This window comes from Corynebacterium sp. HMSC078A10 (assembly GCF_001811565.1).
Taxonomy (GTDB): Bacteria; Actinomycetota; Actinomycetes; order Mycobacteriales; family Mycobacteriaceae; genus Corynebacterium; species Corynebacterium hesseae.
Window position 1 is genome coordinate 138,117 of record NZ_KV805216.1, and the last position, 24,313, is coordinate 162,429.

Genomic DNA, 24,313 nt, shown 5'->3' on the forward strand with positions numbered 1-24,313 from the left:
AGCACGACGGGGACTAGAGATTACTGGTCACGAGTCTGTTAAGTCTTTGCTAGCAATGAGCAACGATTCGCAGAATGTGTCACACAGTGTGCAGTAGCCGTCCTGTGACTGAAAGCGTGAACATGATGAACTCCCGCTGCCTTTCCCATGATCGAAAAACGCAGGGAACGACGGGGCTTATGGGCGCTCCGGCACGATGAGCGGCCCGCCGGTGACGGGGTCCTCGATGACGCGGGAGTCCAGTCCGAAGACGTCGCGCAGGGCCTGCGGCGTGATGGTGGACTCGGGCGAGCCCAGGGCCGTGACGGAGCCGTCCTTCATGAGGACGAGGTTGTCCGAGTAGCGGGCGGCTAGGTTGAGATCGTGGAGCACCATGACGATGGTCTTGCCCTGTTCCTTATTGAGCGTGGAGACGAGCTCGAGGACGTCGATGGAGTGCGCCAGGTCCAGGTAGGTGGTGGGCTCGTCGAGGAAGACGATGTCGGTGTCCTGAGCCAGGACCATGGCTATCCACACGCGCTGGCGCTGGCCGCCGGACAGGGAGTCCACGGGGCGGTCGCGCAGCTGAAAGACGTTGGTGAGCGCCATGGCCTCGTCCACGGCGGCGGAGTGGGAGGCGGACCACTGCTGCAGCCAGGACTGGTGCGGGTGCCTGCCGCGGGCCACGAGGTCTGCGACGGTGACGCCGGCAGGGGTGATGGGGGACTGGGGGAGCATCGACAAGCGCGTGGCTAGCTCCCGGGAGGAGTAGTCACCCAGCTTCTTCCCGTCGAGGGTGACGGAGCCCGCCGACAGTGGGAGCAAGTGGGACAGGCCGCGCAGGAGGGTCGACTTGCCGCAGCCGTTGGCGCCGATGAGCGTGGTGACCTGGCCGTCGGGGATGTCGAGTGTGACGTCGCGGCTGATGACGGTATCGCCATAACCGACGGAGACGGAGTGCGCGGAAAGTCGAGCGTTCATTACCTGATGTTGTCCTTCAGACCCTGGAGGATGATGGTGGCCGAGAGCAGGGACGCGTTCATGTACCAGGACTCGTAGTCCACGGACACGGCCTGGTTGGCCTGCACTGCCTTGAGAGAGTGCCATGTGGCGGCCTGCGAGGGGTCGGCGGCGCCGGCGTTGACGCCGTAGAAGATCCAGTCGGCGTCGGCCTCGGAGAGCTGCTCGGCGGAGATGTCCTGGCCAGCCTTCTCAATCTGCTTTTGGTTGGCGGGGCGGGGCAGGCCGGCATCGGCGGCCACGGAGCCCGCCATGGAGTTGACCCCGTAGAGCTGGAACTGGTCTTCCTTGGAACGCAGGAAGGAGACGGTGGGCTTGGAGGATAGGCCCTCGCCCCAGGCTTTGGCGTTGGACTCGTACTCGGCCAGGAGGGTCTCGGCGGAGTCCTTCTTGCCCACGGCCTCGGCGATGGTGAGGAGGTCCTGCTTCCAGTTCTCGCCGCCGCCCTTACCGGTGACGACGGGCGCGATGGCCTTGAGCTGCTCCAGGATGGCCTCGTCCGTACGCGAGTTAGCGCAGATGAGGGTGGGCTTCAGGGAGGCGATGGTCTCCAGATCCGGGTTGGCGCGTAGGCCGCAGTCCGCGATGGAGTCCAGATCGAAGTCGGAGCCGAAGCGGTTGCGGATGTAGTCCGGGACGACGCCCAGGTTCTTGGCCTTGGCCGCGCCCACCGGGAGAATGCGCAGCATGAGGAGGTTGTCCAGCTGGCCGGTGTTGAGCGCGATCACGCGCTGGTGCTGCTCGGCGGCGCTGGACGATGCCGCGGAGGCGGCCGCCTGCTCGCTCGGCGCAGTCTCCTGTTTGGAGCAGGCCGCAGCGAAGGCGGCGACGCCGAGGCCAGCGGTGATCTTGAGGAAGTTACGTCGTTGCATGGTCGTCTACTTTCGTGTTCGAGTTTGCTGCCAGAGCAGCCAGATGAGGAAAGGTCCGCCGATGACCGAGGTGATGATGCCCACCGGGATCTCCCAGCCGAAGGCACAGCGGGCGATGAGGTCGGACACGCACACGATGATTGCGCCCATGGCCGCCGATGTCCCCAGGGGCGGCGCCCCGACCCGCGCCAGGCGCGCGGAGATCTGCGGGGCGACGAAGGCCACGAAGCCCACCGGGCCCACGGCGGAGACGGTCACCGCGGCCAGTAGAACTGAGACGATGAGCAGTGCCGCGTTGATCTTCTTCAAGGGGGCGCCGAGGGCTTGGGCGGAATCCTCGCCGAGCTCCAGCGCGGGCAGATCGATGGCGATGCGGGCTAGCACTAGGCCACACACCACGAGCATGCCCAGGGTGGGCCATAGGTGCTCGAAGGTGCAGCCGTTGAGCGAGCCGACCATCCACACCTTGGCCGCGGCCGCGGTGTTGAGATCTGTGGCGGCCAACATGTACGTGACCAGGGCGTGGAGGAAGGCGTTGCCGCCGATGCCCACGAGGACGAGGCGGAACATATCCACCCTGCCGCGCCGGGACAGCATCCAGATGGCCGCGCCGGTGGCGAGACCGCCGGCCATGGCGGCGAGCGGGATGCCGACGTAGGCGCCGAACGCCCCGCCGGCCCCGGCAGATCCTCCGAAGACCATGATGGCCACGGCCGCCACGGTGGCGCCCTGGTTGATGCCCAGGATGTCCGGGCTGGCCAGGCCGTTGCGGGCGATGCGCTGCGTGATGGCGCCGGAGAGCCCCAGCGCGGCGCCGACGGCTAGACCCACGAGCGAGCGGGCCAGGCGCCAGTCGATGACGACGGTGCGCTCGAGTTTGTTTCCGCCGCCCGCCAGAACGCCGATGACCTCGGCGGGGTTAAGGGGGAATTCGCCGATGCCGAGGCTGATGACCCACACGAGCGCGCTCGCGACCACGATGGCCGCGGTCCAGGCTTGCGTGCGCGGGTGGTAGAGGAAGCTGAACTTTCCGAGGCTGAGGTACTTCATTACAGGCTCACCACCGTTCGGTGCCGGACGAGCCAGATAAACGCCGGCCCGCCGAGCAGCGCGATGACGATGCCCGCCTGGAGCTCGCCGGGGCGCATGATGAGGCGGCCCACGATGTCGGCGCCGAGCAACAGGCAGGCGCCCGCCAGCGCGGAGTAGGGGGTCACCCACTTGTAGTCCGGGCCGGTGATGCCGCGGGCGACGTGGGGCACCACGAGACCGATGAAGGCGATGGGGCCCGCGGCTGCCGTGGCCGCGCCGGCCAGCAGGGTGATGGCCACGAAGCCCAGGATATTGGCGCGGGCAACGTTGGTGCCCAGCGCCTGCGCGGCCTCCGCGCCCAGATTGAGGATGTTGAGCGTCGGGCCCAGCGCCAGCGCTAGTACCGCGCCGATGGCGAGCGGCACGAGCGCAGGGGTGATGATGTCGAAGCCGCGTCCGGTGACGGACCCCGCTTGCCAGAAGCGGAGGGTGTCGAGCGCGTTGGGATCGATGTAGACGATGGCCGACGTGGCCGCCGCGAGGACGGCGGACAGGGCGGAACCCGCGAGGACGAGGCCCAGGGTGTCGCCGCGACCGATGCCGCCGGCGGAGAGCCCGAAGACGAGCAGCGCCGCCAGGCCCGCGCCGAGGAAGGCGAGGAAAAGGTGCGACTGCATGGACGTCAGCCCGAAGAGGAAGATGCCCGCCGCGACGAAGAGTGCGGCGCCCGCATTGACGCCGAGTAGGCCAGGGTCCGCGAGCGGGTTGCGGGTCAGGCCTTGAACGAGTGTGCCGGCTAGTCCGAACGCAGCTCCGATGACGATGGCGAGCACGGTGCGCGGGATGCGCATGGTGGCAAGGATTCCGGCGATCTCGGCGACGCTGCTGCCCACGGTGCCGGCGGCCTGGGCGGTGTCGGTGTGCCCGCGCAGGATCTCCCAGGCGGTGGGCCAGGCCCGGGTGAGCTCTGAGATGGAGGTCGCCTTGGCGCCCAGTGCCAGGCTGGCGAAGACGAGGGCGGCGAGTGCGGCCACGAGGAGGGCTAGGCCGAGGAGTCGTCTGCTGTGGCCCGCGGCGCGCGGGGTGCCCGCGGCCGGTGTCGGCAGAGTCGTCGATGTCATGTAGGTAAGGTTAACCTAATTTCGCCGATATGCGTGAATTGTCTTTCCTTGCTGGAGGTTCGTCGGCTTGAGATAGGTTCACCTAATGTTGGTTAGGCTATCTTTTCTCAATTCGACAGTTCTTTTATGTCTCTGCGGACTTCCCGCACTCGTCGCTCGGCCGCGGTATTCTTGTCGCTCGCCCTTGTCGGCTGGGGTGCGGCCGCATGCTCGTCGGACCCCGATTCCGGTGCGGCCGACAACTCGGTGGCGGTATCGTTGGCGCAGTCGGCATCGGCTGACGGCGACGCCGCGGCCTATCCGGTCACAGTGGCCACCAAGTTCGGTGACCTCACCGTCGAGGAGGCTCCGCGGCGCGTGGTGGCCCTGGGGTGGGGCGGCGCCGAGGTGGCGCTCTCGCTCGGCGTGCAGCCGGACCTTATCCTCATCCTCGACGTTCGTTCCTCGGGCGATCGAGAGCGCTACGACACACTGTCGGCCATCGCGCCGGTCGTGGGCATCCCGGAGGGTGGAGACAACTGGCTGACGGATCGCTCCACCCAGCTTGAGCGGTGGGGGGAGACAGCGGAAAGCGTGCCATCAGTGCTGTCGTCGGTGACGCAGCCGGTGAGCACTAGAGCGAGGGATGCGGCGAGAACGGGGAGTAGTCGCTGTGTAGTCATGGTGCGGAGTCTAGGCGTTGAGCTTTTAGAGTTCTTGCAAAGCGGGGAATACGCGCTCCTTGAGCAAAGGGGCGATGTCGACATCCGGGGCAGCGGGATCGACCCACGCTAGCTCCGCAATCTCCTTGTCTGGATGCGCGACGGAGATTTCTTCCTCGTAGACATAGACGTGTGCGTGGATGTTGTGTGGGGCGCTGTTAGCCGCCGGTGAGATATACGTGGCCAGGCGGCGAAGCTTCGATATGTCGACCGCGGCGCGCACGGCCTCGTGGGCGATGAGCTGGGCGGCCTTGGCGGGGTTGATCGTGTCATCGATGGAGCCGAAAGGCAGGACGAATTCTGGGGTAGAGGTGGCGCGGAGGACGAGAACGCGACCGTGATTATCGCGGAGGATAACGGCTACGATTTCAGTAATGTCTGCGGGAGATGAGGGCGAAGTGGAGGTCTCAGACATGCCTCCATAGTAGGTCTGCGCGGGGTGCGGAGAGCGGTGAAGAAAGAGAGGGGGCACCCGAAAACTGTCAGTAATGTAACGGGTTGGACACAGTCACACACGTTAGAAAACGGCCGTCCATGGCACGTGCCATCATAGGGGAAGTCTTATAGACCATTACGAGAAGAAGTGAAAGAGGAATTGCTCAATATGCGAAAAATTCCGCACCTTAAGAAAGTCCTCGTGGGCTCGGCTTTCACAGGTGCGTTCTTCCTGGGTAACCCAGCGGCGGGTGCCCAGGAACTCCCCACAATCCCGGAGATTGATTCGGCAGGTTTTGTTGATCAGGTACGCGAGGATCTGCAGTCCGTGGGCATTGAGACCATGCCCGTGGACAAGGAGCTGACAGACACCATCGATTCAACAGTTAACGGCGCCGCCGCAGCGGCGTCGAAGGATGCGTCCCAGGCGGTTGCTGGGGCCGTGAATTCCCCTGCAGCGCAGCGCCTTGCGGGGCAAGCGAACCTGGATACCCGGTTACCGGTTCCGGTAGCACCGCAGGACTATGCTGGTGCCGACGCCAAAACGGGTGAACCGCTGACCAATCCTGCCCCCATCGGATTGCTGGAGGAGGCCACGCAGCCGGAATTCGTGCCACAGGGCACTGATCCGAACTATGCGTGGAAGAATGACCTGTTTTCCAAGATCGCTGCCGGTAAACCGCAGGCGGACTATGTCCTGCACCGAGTGCCTGGTTCCTACTATGACGCGCCCCAGATTCCTGAGGAATCCAATGTCGCGATGACCGAGGGTAAATCCCTCTACGGCCCGGGTACCCCGCTCTACATCCATGAGGACACCATGTGCACGCTGACGGCAGCCGGCACCGATGCGGAAGGCCGCAAAGTCGGTATTACCGCTGGTCACTGCGGAAATGTCGGCGATCCGGTCTCTTCGGCAGACTCCTGGCAGGTTGGCCCGACCGGCACCGTGGTGTCCAAGAATGAGCAGCTGGATTATTCGCTCATCGAGTTCGGCTCCAAGGCCGAGGTGTCCCGTAGCTACAACGGCGTGACCGCTAATGGGGTTGGTGGCACCACCCAACCGGGCGATATCACCTGCAAGAGCGGCGTGGCCACCGGCCGTACCTGTGGCATGACCTTCCAGCACACCGAGCGCGTCACCGTCAACCAGGTGTGCGCCATGGTTGGAGACTCCGGCGCTCCGGTCTTCCGCAACGGCCGCATCGTCGGCTCGGTATCCCGCGGCCTGATTCCGGGGCTGCCGTCGTGCCACACCCCGTGGCAGGGCGCGCTGCACAACCCCACGGTTGTGTCTAACACCGATGCCATCATCGCGGATCTAAACCGCCGTGAGGGTGTAGGTTCCGGTTTCGCGCTCCCGGAGAACTAACCACCGCTGCGAAACCGGTCACGGAGCCGCGGGCGCGTGGCCGGGAGAGTACGTTTCTAACAAATAGTGCCCCAGATCCTTAAGGATCTGGGGCCTTATTTGATCGAAGCGTCACCGGGCGCGACGCTGGGGAATGACGCTGGCGTGCGGCGCCGCGCTGCGGTGCCGCGCTGCGGTGCCGCAGGGGAGTTAGGAGAGGGCGGAGAGGGCGACGTCATGAAGCTTGCCGTTGGAGGCAAGCGCTGAGCCGCCATGGGGCCCATCTTCACCGCGAACGTTGGTGAAGCGGCCACCGGCCTCGGTGACGAGGAGCGCCGGGGCGGCCAAGTCCCACAAGGAGACCTCGGGCTCGGCGGCGATGTCGACGGCGCCCTCGGCCACGAGGCAGTAATTCCAGAAGTCGCCGTAGCCGCGCAGACGCCAAACCTTGTCCGTCAAGGACACGAAAGCATCGCGGCTTGAGCCCCAACCGGACAAGGAACTCATAGCAAGGGAGGCATCCGCCACGTCGGAGACCTCGGAGACGCGCAGGCGCTTGGGCTCCCCGCCGAAGACGCGGTAGGCGCCGCCCCCCTTGGCCGCATACCAACGTCGGCGCAGGGCCGGGGCAGAAATGACGGAAACCACCGGCTCGCCGTCCTCCAGTAGTGAGATCAGCGTGGCCCAGACGGGGACGCCGCGCACGAAATTCTTCGTGCCATCGATGGGGTCGATGACCCACTGGCGGCCCTCGAAGCAGGCTTCGCCGCCGAATTCTTCGCCTAACACTTCATCGCGTGGGCGGGAGCGTTTCAGGGCTTCGCGGATGGCCTTTTCGCAGGCCAAGTCCGCATCGGAGACCGGAGTCATATCCGGCTTTTCCTTGACGGACAGATCGGCAGCCTCAAAGCGGTGCATCGTGATGGCATCCGCATGGCCGGCCATCTCCAAGGCCAAGCCGAGGTCTTCTTTGTACTTACCCACGGAGCCATTCCTCCATCTGATCAACTACCTGTTTATTACCCGCGATACACCATTCCACACCGCCGGCTTCAACCTTGCGCGCCGCGCCGCCTGCTGCGAGCACCAGCGCTTGACCCGGATACCAATCCCAATCCTTCACGGAATGCTGCATCCATGCTCCCCACGTGCCATCCGCCACGCAGGAGAGGTCCACGGACCCTGCGCCTAGCATGCGCACGGTGGCAAAGTGCGGGGCCACCTTTTCCCAGGCGGAGGCGATTGTGGGATCCGTGATGGAGGTGGGATGCAGGTACGTCGACAAGCACAGCTTGTCGGCGGGGGTGTCGGTGAGTTTGGCGACTTCCTTGCCGTCCAGGCTGGTGGGGAAGTCACGGCCACCAAACCACGTGTAGCCCATGGCGGGGCGGTGGACGGCGCCGAGGATGACCCCTTCAGCGTCGATAAGCGCGAGCGCAGAGCACCAGTAATCGGCGCCCGAGGCGAAGTTGTAGGTGCCATCGACGGGATCGATGACCCAGGTCCGGCCGGAGGCCGAGTCGCGGTTGGCGCCCTCCTCGCCCACGATGCCGTCCTCGCCGCGCAGGGCTTCGAGCACGCCGGCGACGAAACGCTCGGCGGCGAAGTCCGCGTCGGTGACGACATCGGAGACGGAGGTCTTTTGCTCTACGTCGACACCCTGCTCGCGCAGGCGCCAGGCCAGGCGGCCTGCGTTATAGACAAGCACCTGGGCAAGGTGAGCATCGGTATCGTCCGCGTGGGCGACGATGAAGGTCTTGATGATGGCATCGATCATCTCGGTGAGGCTTGGCTGGTCACTCATGCCGCCTATTGTCGCGCTAAACGCGGCCGATGGCTAATCAGGGAGAAAGAATAAGTAAAGTAGGGGGCTATGCGTCCGGAACAAACAGCTCGTCTTGAGGAACTCAGCGCCACTTTGACCTCCATTGAAAAGGTGATGGACCCGGAGGCGGTGTCCGAGCGTGTGCGCGAACTCGAGGCTCAGGCGGGGGATCCGTCGCTGTGGGACGACCCAGACCATGCGCAGAAGGTGACCTCGGAGCTCTCGGCGCAGCAGGCAAAACTGCGCAAGCTGAATTCCCTGCGGGGGCGGATCGAGGACCTTCCGGTCATGTCCGAACTAGCGGAGGAGGAGGGCGATGAGGCCTCCAAGGAACTCGTGGACACAGAGCTGAAAGATCTTGGCGCGGCCATCGAGGCGCTCGAGGTAACCACGATGCTCTCCGGCGAGTATGACGAGCGCGAGGCCGTCATCAACATCCGCTCCGGCGCGGGTGGCGTGGATGCGGCGGACTGGGCGGAGATGCTCATGCGTATGTACACGCGCTGGGCGGAAAAGCACGGACACAAGGTCGATGTCTATGACATTTCCTATGCCGAAGAGGCCGGTATCAAGTCTGCCACCTTCGTGGTGCACGGCGAATACATGTATGGCCAGCTTTCCGTGGAGCAAGGTGCGCACCGCCTCGTGCGCATCTCGCCTTTTGATAACCAAGGCCGCCGCCAGACCTCCTTCGCGGAGGTGGAGGTGCTGCCGGTGGTGGAGCAGACTGACTCCATCGAGGTTCCGGATTCGGAGGTGCGCGTGGATGTCTACCGCTCTTCGGGTCCTGGTGGTCAGTCCGTGAATACGACGGACTCGGCGGTGCGCCTGACACACATCCCGACGGGCATCGTGGTGACCTGTCAGAACGAGAAGTCCCAGATCCAGAACAAGGCTTCTGCCATGCGCGTGCTGCAAGCGAAGTTGTTGGAGCGCAAGCGCCAGGAAGAGCGAGCGGAGCTTGATGCGCTGGGCGCCGGTGGCAATGCATCCTGGGGCAACCAGATGCGCTCCTATGTGCTGCATCCGTACCAGATGGTCAAGGATCTGCGGACGAATTACGAGGTGGGGGATCCCTCCAAGGTCTTGGACGGAGATATCGATGGCTTCCTGGAATCCGGAATCCGGTGGCGCATGGCGCAGCAGGAGGCCTAGGCCCGAGTGGCAAATGTTGCTAATGTGGCTTAAGTGATCACTTTCGAGAATGTGTCCAAGGTCTATCCGACCTCCACTAGGCCCGCGCTGGACAACGTGTCCTTTGAGATTGAAGACGGCGAATTCGTCTTCCTCATCGGCCCGTCCGGCTCCGGCAAGTCGACCTTCCTCCAGCTCATGGTGCGCGAAACCAATGTGAGCTCGGGAGACATTTACTTCGGGGACTTCCACGTCAACACGTTGAAAGGCCGCGAGGTCAATAGCCTGCGCCAATCCATCGGCTACGTCTTCCAGGATTTCCGGCTCCTGCCCAAGCTCAACGTCTACGACAACGTCGCCTTTGCCCTCGAGGTCATTGGCAAGCGCAAGGCGCGGATTGCCAAGCAAGTGCCCGAGGTCCTCGACATGGTCGGCCTAGGCGCCAAGCAGCATCGCATGCCGCACGAGCTTTCCGGCGGTGAGCAGCAGCGCGTGGCGATCGCGAGGGCCTTTGTCAACCGCCCCAAGCTGCTGCTTGCCGACGAACCCACGGGCAACCTCGATCCCTCCACTGCCGCGGAGATCATGGCCTTGCTCACCAAGATCAATCGCCACGGAACCACAGTGGTGATGTCGACGCACAACGCGCGCGCAGTCAACGAGGCCCGCCAGCGCGTCATCGAGCTGCACAACGGCACGCTCGTGCGTGATGAGAAGAATGCAATGTACGGGGAGGCGGTCTAGGTGAATCTAGGCTTTGTTTTCAGGGAAGCCTTTAAGGGGCTCGGGCGCAACATCACCATGACTATCGCCATGGTGATTACCACCGCCATTTCGGTGGCGTTGGTGGTGGCCGGCGTCTTGGTCACCCAGATGACCAATGACACCAAGGACATCTACCTCGAGCGTGTCGAGGTCATGGTCCAGCTCAATGAGGAGATTTCAGCCAACGATCCGGAGTGTAAGGACGCGGCGTGTGCCGGGCTGAAGAAGAAACTGGAAGCGGATGAGGACATTGAGTCCGTGAGCTACCGCAACCGCGAGGATTCCTATCAGCGCTTCGTGGAGCTGTTCAAGGACACCGATCCGGTCATGGTTGAGGAAACCTCCCCGGATGCACTGCCGGCTGCCTTCCACGTGCGGTTGAAGGATCCGACGGATACCGCGCCTATCGACGCCATCGCTTCCGACCCCGCTGTCAGCGACATCGTCGACCAGCAGGAGGAGGTTCGCAGCGCCGCTGGCAACTTGGACGCCATCCGGAATGCCACCTTCATCCTTGCCGCGGTCATGGCGCTTGCAGCCATCATGCTGATTGCGAACATGGTGCAGATCGCCGCCTACCAGCGCCAGCGGGAGACCGCGATTATGCGTATCGTCGGTGCCTCGCGGTGGGTTACTCACGCGCCCTTCATCATGGAAGCAGTCCTCGGTGCTGTCGGCGGCGTTGTCCTCGCCGGTATTGGCGTCATCCTGGGCAAGAACACCGTGCTCGATCCCGCCCTCAACGACCTGTACCACAACCAGCTTCTAGCCCCGGTGACCTCTGGGGACGTCTGGACGGCGCTGCCCATCGTCGGGCTTGTGGCAATTGTGTGTGCTGCGCTGACCGCACAGGTAACGATGCGCGCCTACGTGCGGACCTAGAGCTGCAGGGGCGATGTGGATTTTGCCTGGCAGTAGCGTAATATAGTCCGAACTATGGCGAAGAAGGCAAAGAAGAAAAAGGCGGCCGTCGACAATAACTCGACCCTGGCCACCAACCGACGTGCCCGCCACGACTACACCATCCTCGACACCCTGGAATGCGGCATGGTGCTCGTGGGCACCGAAATCAAATCGATGCGCGAAGGCAAGATTTCCCTGGCGGATGCCTTCGCCACTATTGACGACGGCGAAGTCTACATCCGCAATCTCCACATCCCGGAGTACTCCCAGGGAACGTGGACGAATCACTCGCCCAAGCGCACGCGTAAGCTTCTCTTGCACCGCAGGGAGATAGACAAACTCATGGGGCAGGTGCGCGACGGCAACAAGACCCTGATCCCGCTCAAGGTCTACCTGAAGGACGGACGCGCCAAGTGTGAACTCGGCCTGGCCAAGGGTAAGCAGGACTATGACAAGCGTGAGGCGATTAAGCGCCGTGACCAGGACCGCGACATCACCCGCGAGCTCGGGCGCCGCGTAAAGGGGATCAACGCCTAACCTGGGATCCATGATTTATACGGCCAAGGTTCATGACGTTATTCGGGGTGAGGAGCAACCGCGTGGGGTAGCGGTGCTCGTCGATAAGCTCTGGCCCCGTGGCGTGGCCAAGGAGCGCCTGCCCTATGACCACTGGTTCAAGGATGTCGCGCCCAGTCCGGGGTTGCGTAAGTGGTGGGGACACGATGCCGACACCTTTGAGGAGTTTACCCGGCGCTACCGCGCAGAACTCGACGCGAATGACAGCGAGGAGCTGGAACAACTGCGCCACCTTGCTGAGCTTGGCGACGTCACTCTTCTCTTCGCCGCCAAGGACCGCGAGATCAACCACGCCACTGTGCTGAAGGCGTGGTTAGAGGAAAGCTAGACGAATAGTCCCCAGATGGTGGCGCCCACGGCGATGAGGCCCGTGACGACAACGAACACGTTGCTGGGGCGGCCGCGGAATTGCTTGAGGGCATCGATGCGGTGGATGGCATACATCGGCAGCAGGTAGAGGATCGAGGCAATGAAGGGGCCGCCGATGGCTTCGATAAGCCCCAGGATCGATGGATCGATGATCGCGACAACCCACGCGGCCACGAAGATGATGCCGTGCATGATGGAATTGACCTGCTTTTCCGAGAGCTTTGCCGTAGCGCGCGGTGCGGCGCTGCGCAGCAGGAAGTTGCCGCCCTCCGTGGCGCCCAGCACGTGGCCGAAGTAGGAGGAGATGATGGCGATCATCGCGATGATGGGGGAGAGGAATGCCAAGACCGGAACGCCAGTGACGTTGGCCAGGTAAGACAGAACCGGCAGGTTTTGCTCGCGGGCCTCCGCGAGTCCGTCCGCACCGAGCGTGAGGGTGCAGGACCACACGAAGAACATGGTGAATACGGTGAGCAGAATGGCGGTCAGTGCCAGAGCGCGCGAGGCGTTTTCGGAGCTCTTCTCGCGGCCGTGTGCGGCGACCATGGCCAAAGAAAACTGGGAGATGGCGGGAGAGTGGTTAAAGGAGAAGACCAGCACGGGGATGATGAGGGCGACAGCACCGACGACGCGCCAATCATTGTTGCCCACCTCCATGAAGGAGGCGATATCCCAGCGCGGGATGAGGTAAATGGACAGCGCGCCGAGACAGAAGATCAGCGGATACACCAGGAACTGCGTGACGGCGAGCACCATGCGTTGGCCAAAGGCGAAGACGATGGTCATGATGCCCACGAGGAGGAAGGACAATAGAGGACGCGGAACCGAGGGCCCGTGTAGCTGGTTGACGATGAAACTATCAACCGTATTGGTGATCGACACTCCATAAATGAGGACGATGGGGAAAATTGCGCAGAAGTAGACCACCGAGATGATAAATCCTGCGCTTTTGCCGAAGTAGTCCGTGACCACCGCGGTGATGTCTTCACCCTGGCGTGGCGATGCACAAATCATGCGGGCGAGCCCGCGGTGGGAGAAGTATGTCATCGGGCCGATCAGGATGGTTGCCACGAGTAGCGGCCAGAAGCCGAAGCTGCCGGCGTTGATGGGAAGGAACAAAATGCCGGCGCCCACGGCGGTACCAAAGAGGGAGATGGCCCATTCGGTATTGCTCGCTTGATGGTGGGCGGTTTCTTGGGATCTGGAGGTTTCGGTGGTTGCGCTCACTTTGCAGCCTTTAACAAAGTAGGTGAATAGGACTCACACACCTTAACAGCGTTTAAGTTGATGTTAATCACAAGGGGGTGCTTATGAAAGCTATGCCTCATGTGGCCTGGGGTGAAGCTTGCGGGAATAGGGGCGGGTGCAGTAGCGTTGAACGAACCGTAGGGCGCGCAAAGGCGCGTGCTGCGCAGCTTTCACAGCAATGTGTAATCGAGGGGTCGACATGGTTTCGACTTCGTACATTGAGCCAGGGGAAGCGTGCCGGTGCAGGCTAGAGACCACCGTTAAGCGTCGTAGCAACCAATAAACGCAGAGAAGAACTCTCAGCGTGACTACGCCCTCGCTGCCTAATTTCAGTGACGCGTGTCTGTCAGCCTAGGTTTGGTTCCTGACCTAGATCCTGGCATCGACTAGGGAACTTGCCTGACCGGTTTGTTGTTCGGCCGGTTGGGGACTTTAAGAGCAACTGGGCCCATCATCCGGAGCGAGTTTGCCCGAGCCGGAGGGCCGAGTAGAGATCCTGTGCAGACTGCGCACGGAGAAGCCCTGGCGAGGTGACGAAGGACCCGGGTTCAATTCCCGGCGGCTCCACTGAATAACAAGAAACCCGCTGGCCATAACGGCCAGCGGGTTTCTTGTGTGAAGGGGGAGGATTAACCGATCGGGTAACCGGTGACCGGGCCCTCAGTGTTTGGCTGCCAGCCCAGCGCAGGGGCGATATGGGTGGCGAAGCTTTCGAGAATCTTCACGTTGACGTCCACGCCCATGCCGGTCGGGATGGTGATCAGTAGGGTGTCGGCGGACATGACGGCCGGGTCGGCCTTGAGCTGCTCGATGAGCTTGTCAGGCTCGGCGGCATAGGTGCGGCCGAAGGTGGAAGCACCGACGTCGGGCAGCATGCCCACTTGGTCGGAGCCGGAGGCCTGCATGCCGAATCGCTGCATATCGGCGCCGTCTACGATCGGGAAGATGGAGCGGGAGACGGACACGCGCGGGATCCAGTCGTGGCCCGCTTCCTTCCAGGCAGCACGGTAGCGGCTGATCTGGTCTGCCTGGATCTCACCTAAGGTCGCGGCGGTGGTCTCGGAAACCAAGGTGGAAGACATCAGGTTCAGTCCGTCCCTGGCGGTCTGCCCTGCCGAAGTATGAGTACCGGAGCCGTAGAAGATGTGCTTGCGTAGATCAGGGGCAATGGGGAAGACAGGGAGGGCGGAGCCGGGCTGGAACATATTCGGGTACTGGCGGTCTAGAGGTGCGGCGGTGGCAAACCCGTTGCCGTCCACCGCAGCCATGAACGCCTCGAGGTGAGCTCGTGCCACGTCCGCGCCGTTGGGGGCCTCGCCCTTGTAGCCGAAAGCCTCCCAACCACGCTCGGCAACCTCCGGGGCGCCGCGCGAGACGCCCAAGGCCACGCGGCCGCCGGAGATTTGGTAGAGGGATGCGGCCTCTTCGGCGAGGTAGAGCGGGTTTTCGTACCGCATGTCGATCACGCCGGTGCCCACCTCAATGTTCTTGGTGGTGGCGGCTACTGCGCCGAGCAGCGGCATCGGGGCTGAGGCTTGCGGTACGAAGTGGTGGACGCGGAAAGACGCGTTGTTCACACCGATCTCATCTGCAGCCTGGGCGATTTCCAGGTGGATCTTCGCGACTTCTTCCGCGGACGGGCCGCGCTGGCCCCCGAATGCGTAGTGTCCGAAACTTAAGAATCCGAATGCTTTCATTGGTCAAACACTCCTATTGGTGACGTATCAACAACCAGGGTAGCGCCCCATCAGCAGATTGTCACGGTCTAAGGCTGCTCCGCCAAAATCCCCAGTTAGAAAGCGTTCTATCTGGGGTCTCTTCGTGTGTGGAGCCGCCGGGAATTGAACCCGGGTCCCAGATGCTCGTCCGTGCTCATAGGGCCTGCTTTAGGATGGCCGCATGGATACCGAATCTCTCCGCATCGCTGTCGTCTTGTTTGAAGGCTTTGAGCTTCTCGACGTCTTCGGACCCGTCCAGCTGCTTCAAGCGGTGCCTGACATCACCGTGGTTTTCGCCGGGCCGACGGGCGAGCCAGTTGCAAGCTCGCAGGGCGTGGAAGTGGTGCCGACGATTTCTTATGGGCAGATTGGGCCGACCGACGCTCTCCTCGTTCCCGGCGGTAAAGGAACCCGGCAGCTCGTAGGGGACGAATCTTTTCTGTCGTGGCTTCGTGGGTTGGGCGCACAAGCACCGTGGGTTGCCTCCGTGTGCACGGGTTCTGCGGTCTTGGCGGCAGCGGGGCTTTTGGAAGGCTACGCCGCGACGAGCAACAAGCGTGCCTTTGCGTGGGCGAGCTCCTTCGGGGAGTCCGTGATTTGGAAGCTCAAGGCGCGGTGGGTGCAGGACCGTAATCGGTGGACTTCCTCAGGCGTGGCGGCGGGGATGGATATGACGGTCGCACTCATTGAGTACCTCAGCTCCGAAGCTGTTGCCATCGACGCTGCCAACTTTGCGGAATTCGAGCCGCATCGCGATTGCGAGTGGGATCCTTTCGCCCGGCTTTATGGGCTGGTGCCCTCGAGCGTTGACGACGCTGAATGCGGGGAGTGACGTCTGGGAAGCCGACGACGCTCACGGTAGATAAGGTGCTAAAAACGGTCGATTTTGGGCCACTATTTACCGTGAGTGTAGCGATGGGTGAAAAGCGCTCTTGGTGAGAGGGCGCTCGGAACTTCGTCGTCAGCAGAAGCGTTAATGTTCTAGTGACTGATCAAATCTTGCGTGGTGAACTATGGCGATAAAGATGCCTATCGACTTAAGGCCGCTTCGTGTCGAGGATGCTACCGAGATGGCTACTGTGCTTTCCAGCCGTGCCCTGTACACGTTTACGGGTGGTGAGCCGCCTTCTGCTGATGAGCTTGCGCGACGGTACGCGTTCCAAACCCGAGGCGGCTCGAGCGACGGTACCGAAGAATGGATCAATCTCATCGTCACCCTCGGTTCGAGTAAGCAACCGATAGGTTACGTCCAGGCGACTGTGCCCCGCAGCGGTGATGCGACGGAGATCGCATGGGTGATTGGGAAACAGTGGCAGGGGCATGGATACGCCAAGGAAGCCGTGAAACTGCTTAGCGCTTATCTTGCGGAGCGAGGCATTACGCATCTCATCGCTCATATCCATCCCGAGCACTTAGCCTCACAGCATGTCGCTGCCTATGCAGGGATGAGCCCCACGGCACAGGTCGTTGACGGCGAAGTCCGTTGGGAGCGCAGATAGTCTCCAACAAAATCGTGAAAAGCGAGCATCATTGCCAACTCAGGGCTAATGGACACCTCTCAGTGTTGTTCACGGTAGATAAGGGGCTAAAAACGGCGTCGATTTTGGGGCGCTATTTGCAGTGAGCGTAATGAGAATCCCGTGAGGGGTGTAGGGGCGCGGGGCGAAAGCGGAGGACGGCTGGCCGGGAAAATGTGACGAAGAAGGAAAATATTTGTTACCCAAGTTACATTCCCGTGGTAGCCTTTCCCCAACAGTGTGACGTGGAGCACTGGGACTGACCCCTACGACAGGAGTACCCATGAACAGCCCATCCAATGCAGCGCCACAAGGCGGCGCTGGCACCGCGGAAAAGCCGAAGTCGCATCCCGCAAAGGCTGAGCAAAAGCAGAGCCAACAATCCAGCGGGGGAATGCTGGATAAGTTCCTCAATGGTGTCGAATACATCGGCAACAAGCTGCCGGAGCCCTTCACCATCTTCCTGATCCTCTTCGTGATCACAGGTGTGCTTTCCACCATCATGGCGAAGATGGGCGTGGAAATTAAGATTCCCGGTAGCGATGAAATTCAGCCAGTTAAAGGCCTGTTCACCGGTGAGGGGCTGACCTGGTTCACCACGACAATGGGGGAGAACTATATCAACTTTCCGCCGCTGGTGACGGTACTTCCCATCATGCTGGCGGTAGGTGTGGCGGAGCGCTCCGGCATGCTCTCGGCGCTCATCCGTAAGCTCTTCGGTTCCGCGAAGCCGTGGCTGCTGCCCTATGCAGTCGGCGTCATCGGCGTGACCGCTTCGGTCATGGCGGATGCCGCCTTTGTCATCGTCCCGCCGCTGGCGGCGATGGTCTTCAAAGCCGCGGGCCGCCACCCAGTGGCTGGCCTGATTGGTGGCTTCGCCGCCGTGGGCGCTGGCTATTCCACATCCTTGGTGCCGACTTCCTTGGATGCGCTCTTTGCCGGTATTACCACCGCGGTCATGGATACCCTGCCGAATACTGACTTTGCGCCGGTTAACGCCATGTCGAATTACTACTTCAACGTGGCCTCCTCCATCGTGCTGGGTGTGCTGGCTGGTTTCATCATCGACAAGGTCATCGAGCCGCGCATGTGGCAGCAGGAAGTTCCCACTGAGGAAGATATTGATCCCGAGGACGCCGCTGAGCGTGGTGACCGCGATGAAAACGGCGAGGAGCTCACCGCTGAACTGCGCCCGGCCGAATCCAAGGGCCTCATCTGGTCCGGTGTGGCCACGGTCATCCTCACCGCCATCATCCTCTTCGCGGTCCTTCTGCCAGAATCGCCGTGGCGCAATGAGGAGGGCAGCTTCTTGCCCAAGTCCCCGCTGCTGAATTCCATCGTCTTCATCGTTTTCGCCTACTTCTTGGTGCTCGGCGTTGTCTACGGCAAGGTTGTCGGCACGGTCAAGGGAATCACCGACGTCGTGAACATGATGATCGGTGCTCTCAAAGACATGATGAGCTTCCTTATTCTGGCCTTCATCCTGGGTCAGTTCGTGGCGCTCTTTGCGTGGACCGGTATCGGTACCTTTACTGCCGTGAAGGGTGCGGCCTTCCTCGAATCCATCGGGCTTACCGGCTTCCCAGCCATTTTCGCCTTCATCGCGCTCGCGTCGTGCCTGAACCTGCTGATCATTTCCGGTTCTTCCATGTGGACGCTCATGGCGGCGGTCTTCGTTCCGATGTTTGCCCTGCTGGGCTATGAGCCGGCCTTCATTCAGGGTGCGTTCCGCGTTGGTGATTCCGCGACCCAGATCATCACCCCGCTGAACCCGTACATGATCGTCATGCTTGGCTTCCTCCAGCGCTATGAGCGCGGGGCGGGCCTGGGAACACTGATGTCGCGCCTCGTGCCCTTCGTTATCCCGTTCTTTACCGCTTGGGCAATTCTGCTGGCCATCTGGTTCTATGTGGATCTTCCGCTGGGACCGGGCAACAACGTCATGATTGGTTAAATGCATGGATCAACGCAACAACCCATCGACAGCGTATTTGGAGGCGATGGAGGAGGGCGTCGCCAAGCGCGTGGCGTCCGCCGCCCCACCGGAAAAGCACGGAGAAGACTACCCGGGCCAATCGTGGCTCTGGGACGCTGCTGCCGCACAGGCAGATGCCCTGCGGGAGCAGGCAGCGCACATCGTTGCGGATCTGCACGCCCACCCCGAAACCGCTTTTGAGGAGCATCGCTCCATGGCGGTACTCGCGGACCTCGTGGAGGAGCATGGTTTTTCCACGCGCCGCGGGGTCTATGGTGTGGAGACCGCGTTCGAAGCCTCGTGGCAGAGCCCGGATTTCGATCCCGAGCAGCATCCCACCGTGGCCATCCTGGCGGAGTATGATGCCCTGCCGCATATTGGGCACGCGTGTGGGCACAATGTCATCGCCGCGGCGGGTGTTACTGGATTCTTGGCGGCTACTGCCGTGCTGGACGACGCCACCCCTTCCTTATCCGGCCGCGTCCTTCTCCAGGGGACCCCGGCGGAGGAAGGCCATTCCGGCAAGGAATACATGATTCGCGGAGGCAGCCTCGACGGTGTGGATGCCGCAGTGATGATCCATGGCTTTGGTTATGACATCGGCGCGCACGCCTGGGTAGGCCGCCGCATTTTGCGTGTGACATTTCGTGGTGTGGCTGCACATGCGAGCTCCCAGCCGTTTATGGGGCGCAACGCCCTCGACGCTGCGAGCTTGGCCTACCAGGGCATAGGTCTGATGCGGCAGCAGATGCCGCCTTCGGATCGCGTGCACGCCATCATGGGCGGTGGCGATCGCCCTTCCATTATTCCGAGCGAGGCGGAGATGACTATTTACGTGCGCTCGTTGGGAACGCGCACGCTCATGGATCTGTCCGCCAGGGTGGAAGACATCGTCCAGGGCGCAGCGCTCATGGCCGGCGTTGAGGTGGATGTGGATTGGGACGAGCATCCGATGACGCTGCCCGTGCGCAACAATGCGGCGCTGGTGGACCGCTGGACGGCGACGCAAGCGCGCCGGGGGCGCACCGCGCTGCCGGCGGGGACGGTTCCGGATACGGTGGCTGCCTCGACGGACTTCGGCAACGTCTCCCACCTAGTTCCGGGTTTGCACCCGATGGTGCAGGTTTCGCCTGCCGACGTCGCCCTGCATACCGAGGACTTCGCCCGCTGGGCGGCCACGCCGCAGGCGGTGGATGCGGCTGTCGATTCCGCTGCAGGGTTGGCGCAAGTAGCGCTAGATTTCTTGGCGGACTCGAACTTTCGCCGCGCGGCGCAGGAAGACTTTGATAGGGAAGGGCCCGTATCGGTGGCCGATCTCATCGCGGAGAAGGGGTAGCGGGCCACGTTCTTGTAATGGCACGTCACGGGGCGTCGCCCAGCGTATGCGTACCCCCGTGATGAATTAAGAAACAATTGTGTGCTTGAAAGGTAAGCCTTACATAGGTTAGGTTATGCGCTGACATTATTTGCCAGCTGTGGTTAGCCACACCTAATATGCAAGGAAGCTATGTTTACTCTTTCTCGCCGTGCCGCAGGCGCGACCGTCACCAAAGTTGCCGCCACCCTCTCCGTGGCTGCGCTCGCTCTAACGGGTTGCTCCGCAAACCAATCCCAGGATTCTGCTGAGCCGACCAACTCCGCAGCCGCGGACTCCTCCACGATTACGCTGGAGGATAACTTTGGTTCGAAGGACGTCGCGCTGCCGGTAGAGAACCCCGCGGTGACGGATAACCGCGCTTTCTCCGTTCTGGCTCAGTGGGATGTTGACCTCGCCGCCGCGCCGCTTCCGCTGGTGCCGAAGTCCCTGCGTGATACCTACAACGAGAACACCGTCGAGGTTGACCTGGGCTCCCATAAGGAGCCGGATCTGGAAAACCTCGTGGCGGCGGAGCCGGACGTGGTGTGGAACGGTCAGCGTTTCGAGCAGCACCAGGAGGACATCGAGAAGCTGCTCGAAGATGTTCCAGTTGTTGACTTCGAGCCGCGCGATGACAAGGACTTCTTCGAAGAGCTCAAGCGCCACACCGAGGCGCTGGGCCAGGTCTTTGGCCACGAGGAAGACGCCGAAAAGCTCATCGCGGACTTCGACGCTGCAGCCGAGCGTGCCAAGAAGGCCTATGACCCTGAGCAGAAGGTGATGGCCGTGAATACCTCCGGTGGGGAAATCGGCTACATCGCCCCCGGTGTTGGGCGCGTGTATGGTCCGGTCTTCGATTTGCTCGGCCTGACCCCGGCCCTAGAGGTCGACAATGCTTCTGACGACCACGAGGGTGACGATATCTCCGTCGAGGCGATTGCTCAGTCCAACCCGGATTGGATCCTCGTTATGGACCGCGACGCTGCCATTTCCAAGGAAGGCGAGCAGGTCACCCCGGGTGAGAAGCTGGTCAAGGACAATGCGGCGCTGAAGAGCGTGAGCGCGGTAAAGGACGGCAACGTTTACGTGGCGCCGAATGACACCTACATTGATGAGTCGATCATTACCTACACCGAGATCTTGAACGCGCTTGCCGACGCCTTCGAGAAGGCCCAAGCCTAAACAGTTCTGCGTTAGCGAAGGAGAAGAATCACAACGTGACGGTGAAGAGTAGCGCTGCTGCACAGCGGCCAGCCGCGAACAAGCGCAGCTCGCGCGGTTCTGTGCTGACCTGGAAGCTGGGCCTTGGCGTACTCGGTGTCATTGCGCTGCTTCTTCTTTCCCTCATGGTGGGCGAGTACAGCATCCTCGATAACGAGGATGGCTGGGACATGTTCTTCACCACTCGCGTGCCGCGCACCGTAGCGCTCGTCTTGGCGGGCGCTGCGATGGCAATGAGCGGTTTGGTTATGCAGCTGCTGACTCAAAACCGCTTCGTGGAACCCACGACGACGGGCACCACCGAGTGGGCTGGGTTAGGCCTACTCTTTTCCCTTATCCTCTTCCCGCACGCATCGGTGCTGGTGAAGATGATCATTTCGGTGCTCTTCGCTTTCGTGGGCACCATGGTGTTTTTCGCGTTCCTGCGTCGCGTGGCACTGCGCTCTTCACTCATCGTGCCGATCATCGGCATTATGCTGGGCGCTGTCGTTAGTGCGGTGTCGTCCTACGTAGCGCTAGCGACGGATACCTTGCAGCAGCTCGGCATCTGGTTCATGGGATCCTTTACCTCTGTCTATGAAGGACAGTACGAAGTCCTGTGGATCGTGCTCCTGGTTTTGCTGGCGGTGTATTTCTACGCGGATAAACTCACCGTCGCCGGGCTAGGGGAGGACATCGCCACCAATATTGGCCTGAACTACCAGCGGATGATCCTGCTGGGAACCGGCCTCATCGCGGTAGCGACGGGCGTGGTCACCGTCGTCGTTGGCGCCCTGCCTTTCTTGGGCCTCATCGTGCCTAATGTGGTGAGCATGGTGCGCGGCGATGACCTGCGCTCTAATCTTCCATGGGTCTGCCTGCTCGGCATCGCCACGGTGACCCTGTGCGACCTGATTGGCCGCATCATCATTGCCCCGTTTGAGATGCCCGTATCGGTCATCCTGGGCGTTGTGGGTGCTATCGTTTTCGTCGTCTTGATCGTGAGGTCGACCAAGTGAGTGTGAGTATCTCTATCCCTGCGACGAAGGAAGCTGTGCAAGTTTCACGAGCCCGGCGAAACGTGGGCAGCTTCCAGTCTGCGGCTGCGGCGCGAAAGTACTGGATCATCCTCGGTGCTTTGATCTTCGCCGGGCTGCTCTTCGCCTTCGGCCTTTTGGCCTATGACAACCCCATGGACTTTGGGACCCGGAAGTGGTGGCTCATTGCGCGTCGCCGCGCTGATGCGGTGACCGCCATGGCGGTTGTCGCCGTGTGCCAAGCAGTCGCCACGGTAGCTTTCCACACGGTGACCAACAACCGAATCCTCACGCCCTCCATCATGGGCTTTGAATCCCTGTACGTGGCCATCAATACGGCTACGGTCTTCTTCCTCGGTGCTGCCGGCCTGACCCAGGCGCGGACCATGGGAACCTTTCTCATGCAGCTCGCGTTCATGGTGGCGCTGTCTGTGGTGCTGTATTCTTGGCTGCTGACTAGCCGCCGCAACAACATGCATGCGATGTTGCTCGTGGGCATCATTATCGGCGGCGGCCTCGGCTCGTTGGCAACGTTTATGCAGCGCATGCTCACCCCCAGCGAGTTCGATGTGCTCACCGCGCGGCTTTTTGGCTCCGTTAACAACGCGGAAAGTGAGTACTATCCCATCGCGATTCCGCTGGTCATTGCGGTGACACTGTTGATGTTCCTCAACTCCCGTCAGCTCAACGTGTTGGCATTAGGAAGAGATGCCGCCACAAACCTGGGCGTTAACCACAAGGTCAACGCCATCTACACGCTGATTTTGGTCTCCATCCTCATGGCCACGAGCACCGCGCTCGTCGGGCCCATGACCTTCCTCGGATTCCTCGTAGCAACGTTGGCCTACCAGGCGGCGGAGACTTATGACCACCGTTTCCTCTTCCCGATGGCTATAGCCACCGCCTTCGCTGTACTCACCGGCGCCTACTTCCTGATGGAGCACGTCTTTTACGCACAGGGCGTGGTCTCCATCATCATTGAGTTGGTGGGCGGCAGCGTCTTCCTCCTGGTCATTCTGCGAAAGGGCAAGCTGTGATCAAGCTTTCCAATGTTTCGAAGTCCTACTCCGGCGAGACCAACATCGGTCCCATCGATTTGGAAATTCCCTCCGGTGGCATCACGGCCCTCATCGGTCCGAATGGCGCGGGCAAATCTACGATGCTCACGATGATTGGCCGGCTTCTCGACGTCGACGAGGGCACCATCGAGGTCGCCGGCTACGACGTCGCTTCCACGAAATCGCAGGATCTGGCAAAGATCCTCTCCATCCTGCGCCAAGAAAACCACTTCATTACCAAGCTGACCGTGCGCCAGCTGGTGAGCTTCGGCCGGTTCCCTTACTCAAAGGGGCGTCTGACTGCAGAAGACGAAGAGGTAGTCTCGCGATACATTGACTTCTTCCGCCTTGGCGAATTGGAGAACCGCTACCTCGATGAACTCTCCGGCGGCCAGCGACAGCGCGCCTACGTGGCGATGGTGCTGTGCCAGGAGACGGACTACGTGCTTCTCGACGAACCCCTCAATAACCTCGACATTTCCCATTCGGTCGAGATGATGAAGCACCTGCGAAAGGCCGCCAAGGAATTCGGCCGCACGATCATCATCGTGTTGCACGACATCAACTTCGCTGCCCGCTACGCCGACTATATCTGTGCGGCCAAGGACGGTAGCATCGTTGCCTTCGGTGGGCCGGAGGACATCATGCGCGATGACATCCTGACTCCAATCTTTGAAACCCCCATCACGGTCATCGACGGACCGGATGGGCTCTTGGCCTGTTACCACTAGCTATTAACATTCGGGTGGACTGCCCGACAGTTAGAAAACCGCCCCAGGAAGAGCGCCAAAATGCGTATTTTCCTGGGGATTTGTTGTTTGTTGGGGGTGTGCGTATATTTATCCAGGTCGCCGCGAGGTAGCCGGGAGGTTAACTGGTGGTAGATGTTCGGGCAATGTTTGTTCGGCGGGTTTGACTTTGGTTGAGCTTGTTGGGTAAGGTTGTTCGGGCCGCTGCAGAGAGGTTAACGTTTGGTTAATTTTGTTTGTGGTGTGCGAACGATGTTTGAGAACTCAATAGTGTGCCAATGTACTTTTTGTGTTGGTTGATTTTATTTATTCTGGCCGTGATGCATTGTATGTGTGTTGTGGTTGGTGTATGCCGGATGGCGCTTTTCCTT

The 24,313-nt window shown here is 61.5% G+C and carries 24 protein-coding genes and 1 other RNA gene; 16 read left to right on the forward strand and 9 right to left on the reverse strand.

From position 1 onward, the window contains the following. Nucleotides 1–177: 177 nt before the first annotated feature. From HMPREF2808_RS08660 to HMPREF2808_RS08675, 4 genes are read right to left on the reverse strand one after another with little or no spacing between them, the layout of a single operon-like run. Nucleotides 178–960 (reverse strand): ABC transporter ATP-binding protein, encoded by a 783-nt coding sequence (locus HMPREF2808_RS08660; protein WP_010189119.1) that lies wholly within the window; start codon nucleotides 958–960, stop codon nucleotides 178–180. Beyond that, nucleotides 960–1,871, reverse strand: coding sequence for an ABC transporter substrate-binding protein (locus HMPREF2808_RS08665; protein WP_070596552.1), 912 nt, complete (start codon nucleotides 1,869–1,871; stop codon nucleotides 960–962). The genes HMPREF2808_RS08660 and HMPREF2808_RS08665 overlap by 1 nt, the downstream gene beginning before the upstream one ends. A gap of 6 nt (nucleotides 1,872–1,877) precedes the next feature. Further along, nucleotides 1,878–2,921, reverse strand: a complete 1,044-nt coding sequence (locus HMPREF2808_RS08670; protein WP_010189115.1) for a FecCD family ABC transporter permease — start codon at nucleotides 2,919–2,921, stop codon at nucleotides 1,878–1,880. Continuing rightward, nucleotides 2,921–4,024: a FecCD family ABC transporter permease gene (locus HMPREF2808_RS08675; protein ID WP_070624448.1), complete on the reverse strand. Its 1,104-nt coding sequence runs from the start codon at nucleotides 4,022–4,024 to the stop codon at nucleotides 2,921–2,923. The genes HMPREF2808_RS08670 and HMPREF2808_RS08675 overlap by 1 nt, the downstream gene beginning before the upstream one ends. A 126-nt stretch (nucleotides 4,025–4,150) precedes the next feature. Here HMPREF2808_RS08675 and HMPREF2808_RS08680 point away from each other — a divergent pair, with 126 nt between their 5' ends. Next, a complete protein-coding gene (locus tag HMPREF2808_RS08680) occupies nucleotides 4,151–4,798 on the forward strand; it encodes an ABC transporter substrate-binding protein (RefSeq protein ID WP_070624449.1) in 648 nt (215 codons plus the stop codon). On the opposite strand, the gene HMPREF2808_RS08685 is transcribed toward HMPREF2808_RS08680, so the two are convergent. Continuing rightward, the gene (locus HMPREF2808_RS08685; RefSeq protein ID WP_070624450.1) at nucleotides 4,712–5,140 is read right to left on the reverse strand and encodes an NUDIX domain-containing protein; all 429 of its coding nucleotides are present in this window, start codon (nucleotides 5,138–5,140) and stop codon (nucleotides 4,712–4,714) included. The two genes, HMPREF2808_RS08680 and HMPREF2808_RS08685, sit on opposite strands and share 87 nt — an antisense overlap. A gap of 189 nt (nucleotides 5,141–5,329) precedes the next feature. On the opposite strand from HMPREF2808_RS08685, the gene HMPREF2808_RS08690 reads away from it, so the two are divergent. Further along, nucleotides 5,330–6,532, forward strand: a complete 1,203-nt coding sequence (locus tag HMPREF2808_RS08690) for a S1 family peptidase (protein WP_070624467.1) — start codon at nucleotides 5,330–5,332, stop codon at nucleotides 6,530–6,532. Between the two features lie 189 nt (nucleotides 6,533–6,721). On the opposite strand, the gene hisN is transcribed toward HMPREF2808_RS08690, so the two are convergent. Together hisN and HMPREF2808_RS08700 are read right to left on the reverse strand one after the other, a co-directional pair. Continuing rightward, nucleotides 6,722–7,495, reverse strand: coding sequence for a histidinol-phosphatase (gene hisN / locus HMPREF2808_RS08695; RefSeq protein WP_070624451.1), 774 nt, complete (start codon nucleotides 7,493–7,495; stop codon nucleotides 6,722–6,724). Continuing rightward, the gene (locus tag HMPREF2808_RS08700) at nucleotides 7,488–8,315 is read right to left on the reverse strand and encodes an inositol monophosphatase family protein (protein WP_070624452.1); all 828 of its coding nucleotides are present in this window, start codon (nucleotides 8,313–8,315) and stop codon (nucleotides 7,488–7,490) included. Before HMPREF2808_RS08700 ends, hisN begins: the two co-directional genes overlap by 8 nt. A 69-nt stretch (nucleotides 8,316–8,384) precedes the next feature. On the opposite strand from HMPREF2808_RS08700, the gene prfB reads away from it, so the two are divergent. From prfB to HMPREF2808_RS08725, 5 genes are read left to right on the forward strand one after another with little or no spacing between them, the layout of a single operon-like run. Beyond that, entirely contained in the window at nucleotides 8,385–9,491 is a 1,107-nt protein-coding gene (gene prfB / locus HMPREF2808_RS08705; RefSeq protein WP_070624453.1) for a peptide chain release factor 2, read from the forward strand. A gap of 33 nt (nucleotides 9,492–9,524) precedes the next feature. After that, nucleotides 9,525–10,214 (forward strand): cell division ATP-binding protein FtsE, encoded by a 690-nt coding sequence (gene ftsE / locus HMPREF2808_RS08710; protein WP_070524676.1) that lies wholly within the window; start codon nucleotides 9,525–9,527, stop codon nucleotides 10,212–10,214. Continuing rightward, complete coding sequence (gene ftsX / locus HMPREF2808_RS08715) at nucleotides 10,215–11,117, forward strand: permease-like cell division protein FtsX (RefSeq protein WP_070596544.1); 903 nt, start codon at nucleotides 10,215–10,217, stop codon at nucleotides 11,115–11,117. A 54-nt stretch (nucleotides 11,118–11,171) separates the two neighbouring features. Next, on the forward strand, nucleotides 11,172–11,675 hold the full coding sequence (gene smpB / locus HMPREF2808_RS08720; RefSeq protein WP_070524672.1) for an SsrA-binding protein SmpB: 504 nt from the start codon (nucleotides 11,172–11,174) through the stop codon (nucleotides 11,673–11,675). A 10-nt stretch (nucleotides 11,676–11,685) separates the two neighbouring features. Further along, nucleotides 11,686–12,042, forward strand: a complete 357-nt coding sequence (locus tag HMPREF2808_RS08725) for a DUF488 domain-containing protein (protein WP_070624454.1) — start codon at nucleotides 11,686–11,688, stop codon at nucleotides 12,040–12,042. Here HMPREF2808_RS08725 and HMPREF2808_RS08730 read toward each other — a convergent pair. Continuing rightward, entirely contained in the window at nucleotides 12,039–13,310 is a 1,272-nt protein-coding gene (locus tag HMPREF2808_RS08730; RefSeq protein ID WP_070624455.1) for an SLC5/6 family protein, read from the reverse strand. The two genes, HMPREF2808_RS08725 and HMPREF2808_RS08730, sit on opposite strands and share 4 nt — an antisense overlap. Before the next feature lie 211 nt (nucleotides 13,311–13,521). Between HMPREF2808_RS08730 and ssrA the strand changes: the two genes are divergently transcribed. Then, nucleotides 13,522–13,901: a transfer-messenger RNA gene (gene ssrA / locus HMPREF2808_RS08735) on the forward strand. 59 nt (nucleotides 13,902–13,960) lie between these two features. Here the strand turns inward: ssrA and HMPREF2808_RS08740 are convergent. Beyond that, nucleotides 13,961–15,028, reverse strand: a complete 1,068-nt coding sequence (locus HMPREF2808_RS08740) for an LLM class flavin-dependent oxidoreductase (protein ID WP_070624456.1) — start codon at nucleotides 15,026–15,028, stop codon at nucleotides 13,961–13,963. A gap of 202 nt (nucleotides 15,029–15,230) precedes the next feature. Between HMPREF2808_RS08740 and HMPREF2808_RS08745 the strand changes: the two genes are divergently transcribed. The 8 genes from HMPREF2808_RS08745 (at nucleotide 15,231) to HMPREF2808_RS08780 (ending at nucleotide 23,924) form a co-directional block, all read left to right on the forward strand. Continuing rightward, nucleotides 15,231–15,881: a DJ-1/PfpI family protein gene (locus HMPREF2808_RS08745; RefSeq protein ID WP_070562789.1), complete on the forward strand. Its 651-nt coding sequence runs from the start codon at nucleotides 15,231–15,233 to the stop codon at nucleotides 15,879–15,881. A gap of 193 nt (nucleotides 15,882–16,074) precedes the next feature. Continuing rightward, complete coding sequence (locus tag HMPREF2808_RS08750; RefSeq protein ID WP_255365831.1) at nucleotides 16,075–16,548, forward strand: GNAT family N-acetyltransferase; 474 nt, start codon at nucleotides 16,075–16,077, stop codon at nucleotides 16,546–16,548. 301 nt (nucleotides 16,549–16,849) lie between these two features. Next, the gene (locus HMPREF2808_RS08755) at nucleotides 16,850–18,520 is read left to right on the forward strand and encodes an AbgT family transporter (RefSeq protein ID WP_070624457.1); all 1,671 of its coding nucleotides are present in this window, start codon (nucleotides 16,850–16,852) and stop codon (nucleotides 18,518–18,520) included. Nucleotides 18,521–18,524: 4 nt separating this feature from the next. After that, nucleotides 18,525–19,877, forward strand: a complete 1,353-nt coding sequence (locus tag HMPREF2808_RS08760; protein WP_070624458.1) for a M20 family metallopeptidase — start codon at nucleotides 18,525–18,527, stop codon at nucleotides 19,875–19,877. 171 nt (nucleotides 19,878–20,048) lie between these two features. After that, nucleotides 20,049–21,080: a siderophore ABC transporter substrate-binding protein gene (locus HMPREF2808_RS08765; protein WP_070624459.1), complete on the forward strand. Its 1,032-nt coding sequence runs from the start codon at nucleotides 20,049–20,051 to the stop codon at nucleotides 21,078–21,080. Between the two features lie 35 nt (nucleotides 21,081–21,115). Next, nucleotides 21,116–22,117 carry an ABC transporter permease gene (locus HMPREF2808_RS08770; protein WP_070624460.1) on the forward strand — a complete coding sequence of 334 codons (1,002 nt, stop codon included), beginning with the start codon at nucleotides 21,116–21,118 and terminating at the stop codon, nucleotides 22,115–22,117. Nucleotides 22,118–22,152: 35 nt separating this feature from the next. Beyond that, nucleotides 22,153–23,172 (forward strand): iron chelate uptake ABC transporter family permease subunit, encoded by a 1,020-nt coding sequence (locus HMPREF2808_RS08775; protein WP_070624461.1) that lies wholly within the window; start codon nucleotides 22,153–22,155, stop codon nucleotides 23,170–23,172. Next, on the forward strand, nucleotides 23,169–23,924 hold the full coding sequence (locus tag HMPREF2808_RS08780) for an iron ABC transporter ATP-binding protein (protein ID WP_070524652.1): 756 nt from the start codon (nucleotides 23,169–23,171) through the stop codon (nucleotides 23,922–23,924). The genes HMPREF2808_RS08775 and HMPREF2808_RS08780 overlap by 4 nt, the downstream gene beginning before the upstream one ends. Nucleotides 23,925–24,313 lie beyond the last annotated feature (389 nt).

What these genes read in the sequence shown, in the direction of transcription:
- HMPREF2808_RS08660 (WP_010189119.1), bottom strand. Translation starts at nt 960, where the DNA reads ATGAACGCTCGACTTTCCGCGCACTCCGTCTCCGTCGGTTATGGCGAT.
- HMPREF2808_RS08665 (WP_070596552.1), bottom strand. Translation starts at nt 1,871, where the DNA reads ATGCAACGACGTAACTTCCTCAAGATCACCGCTGGCCTCGGCGTCGCC.
- HMPREF2808_RS08670 (WP_010189115.1), bottom strand. Translation starts at nt 2,921, where the DNA reads ATGAAGTACCTCAGCCTCGGAAAGTTCAGCTTCCTCTACCACCCGCGC.
- HMPREF2808_RS08675 (WP_070624448.1), bottom strand. Translation starts at nt 4,024, where the DNA reads ATGACATCGACGACTCTGCCGACACCGGCCGCGGGCACCCCGCGCGCC.
- HMPREF2808_RS08680 (WP_070624449.1), top strand. Translation starts at nt 4,151, where the DNA reads ATGTCTCTGCGGACTTCCCGCACTCGTCGCTCGGCCGCGGTATTCTTG.
- HMPREF2808_RS08685 (WP_070624450.1), bottom strand. Translation starts at nt 5,140, where the DNA reads ATGTCTGAGACCTCCACTTCGCCCTCATCTCCCGCAGACATTACTGAA.
- HMPREF2808_RS08690 (WP_070624467.1), top strand. Translation starts at nt 5,330, where the DNA reads ATGCGAAAAATTCCGCACCTTAAGAAAGTCCTCGTGGGCTCGGCTTTC.
- HMPREF2808_RS08700 (WP_070624452.1), bottom strand. Translation starts at nt 8,315, where the DNA reads ATGAGTGACCAGCCAAGCCTCACCGAGATGATCGATGCCATCATCAAG.
- prfB (WP_070624453.1), top strand. Translation starts at nt 8,385, where the DNA reads ATGCGTCCGGAACAAACAGCTCGTCTTGAGGAACTCAGCGCCACTTTG.
- smpB (WP_070524672.1), top strand. Translation starts at nt 11,172, where the DNA reads ATGGCGAAGAAGGCAAAGAAGAAAAAGGCGGCCGTCGACAATAACTCG.
- HMPREF2808_RS08725 (WP_070624454.1), top strand. Translation starts at nt 11,686, where the DNA reads ATGATTTATACGGCCAAGGTTCATGACGTTATTCGGGGTGAGGAGCAA.
- HMPREF2808_RS08740 (WP_070624456.1), bottom strand. Translation starts at nt 15,028, where the DNA reads ATGAAAGCATTCGGATTCTTAAGTTTCGGACACTACGCATTCGGGGGC.
- HMPREF2808_RS08745 (WP_070562789.1), top strand. Translation starts at nt 15,231, where the DNA reads ATGGATACCGAATCTCTCCGCATCGCTGTCGTCTTGTTTGAAGGCTTT.
- HMPREF2808_RS08750 (WP_255365831.1), top strand. Translation starts at nt 16,075, where the DNA reads ATGCCTATCGACTTAAGGCCGCTTCGTGTCGAGGATGCTACCGAGATG.
- HMPREF2808_RS08755 (WP_070624457.1), top strand. Translation starts at nt 16,850, where the DNA reads ATGAACAGCCCATCCAATGCAGCGCCACAAGGCGGCGCTGGCACCGCG.
- HMPREF2808_RS08760 (WP_070624458.1), top strand. Translation starts at nt 18,525, where the DNA reads ATGGATCAACGCAACAACCCATCGACAGCGTATTTGGAGGCGATGGAG.
- HMPREF2808_RS08765 (WP_070624459.1), top strand. Translation starts at nt 20,049, where the DNA reads ATGTTTACTCTTTCTCGCCGTGCCGCAGGCGCGACCGTCACCAAAGTT.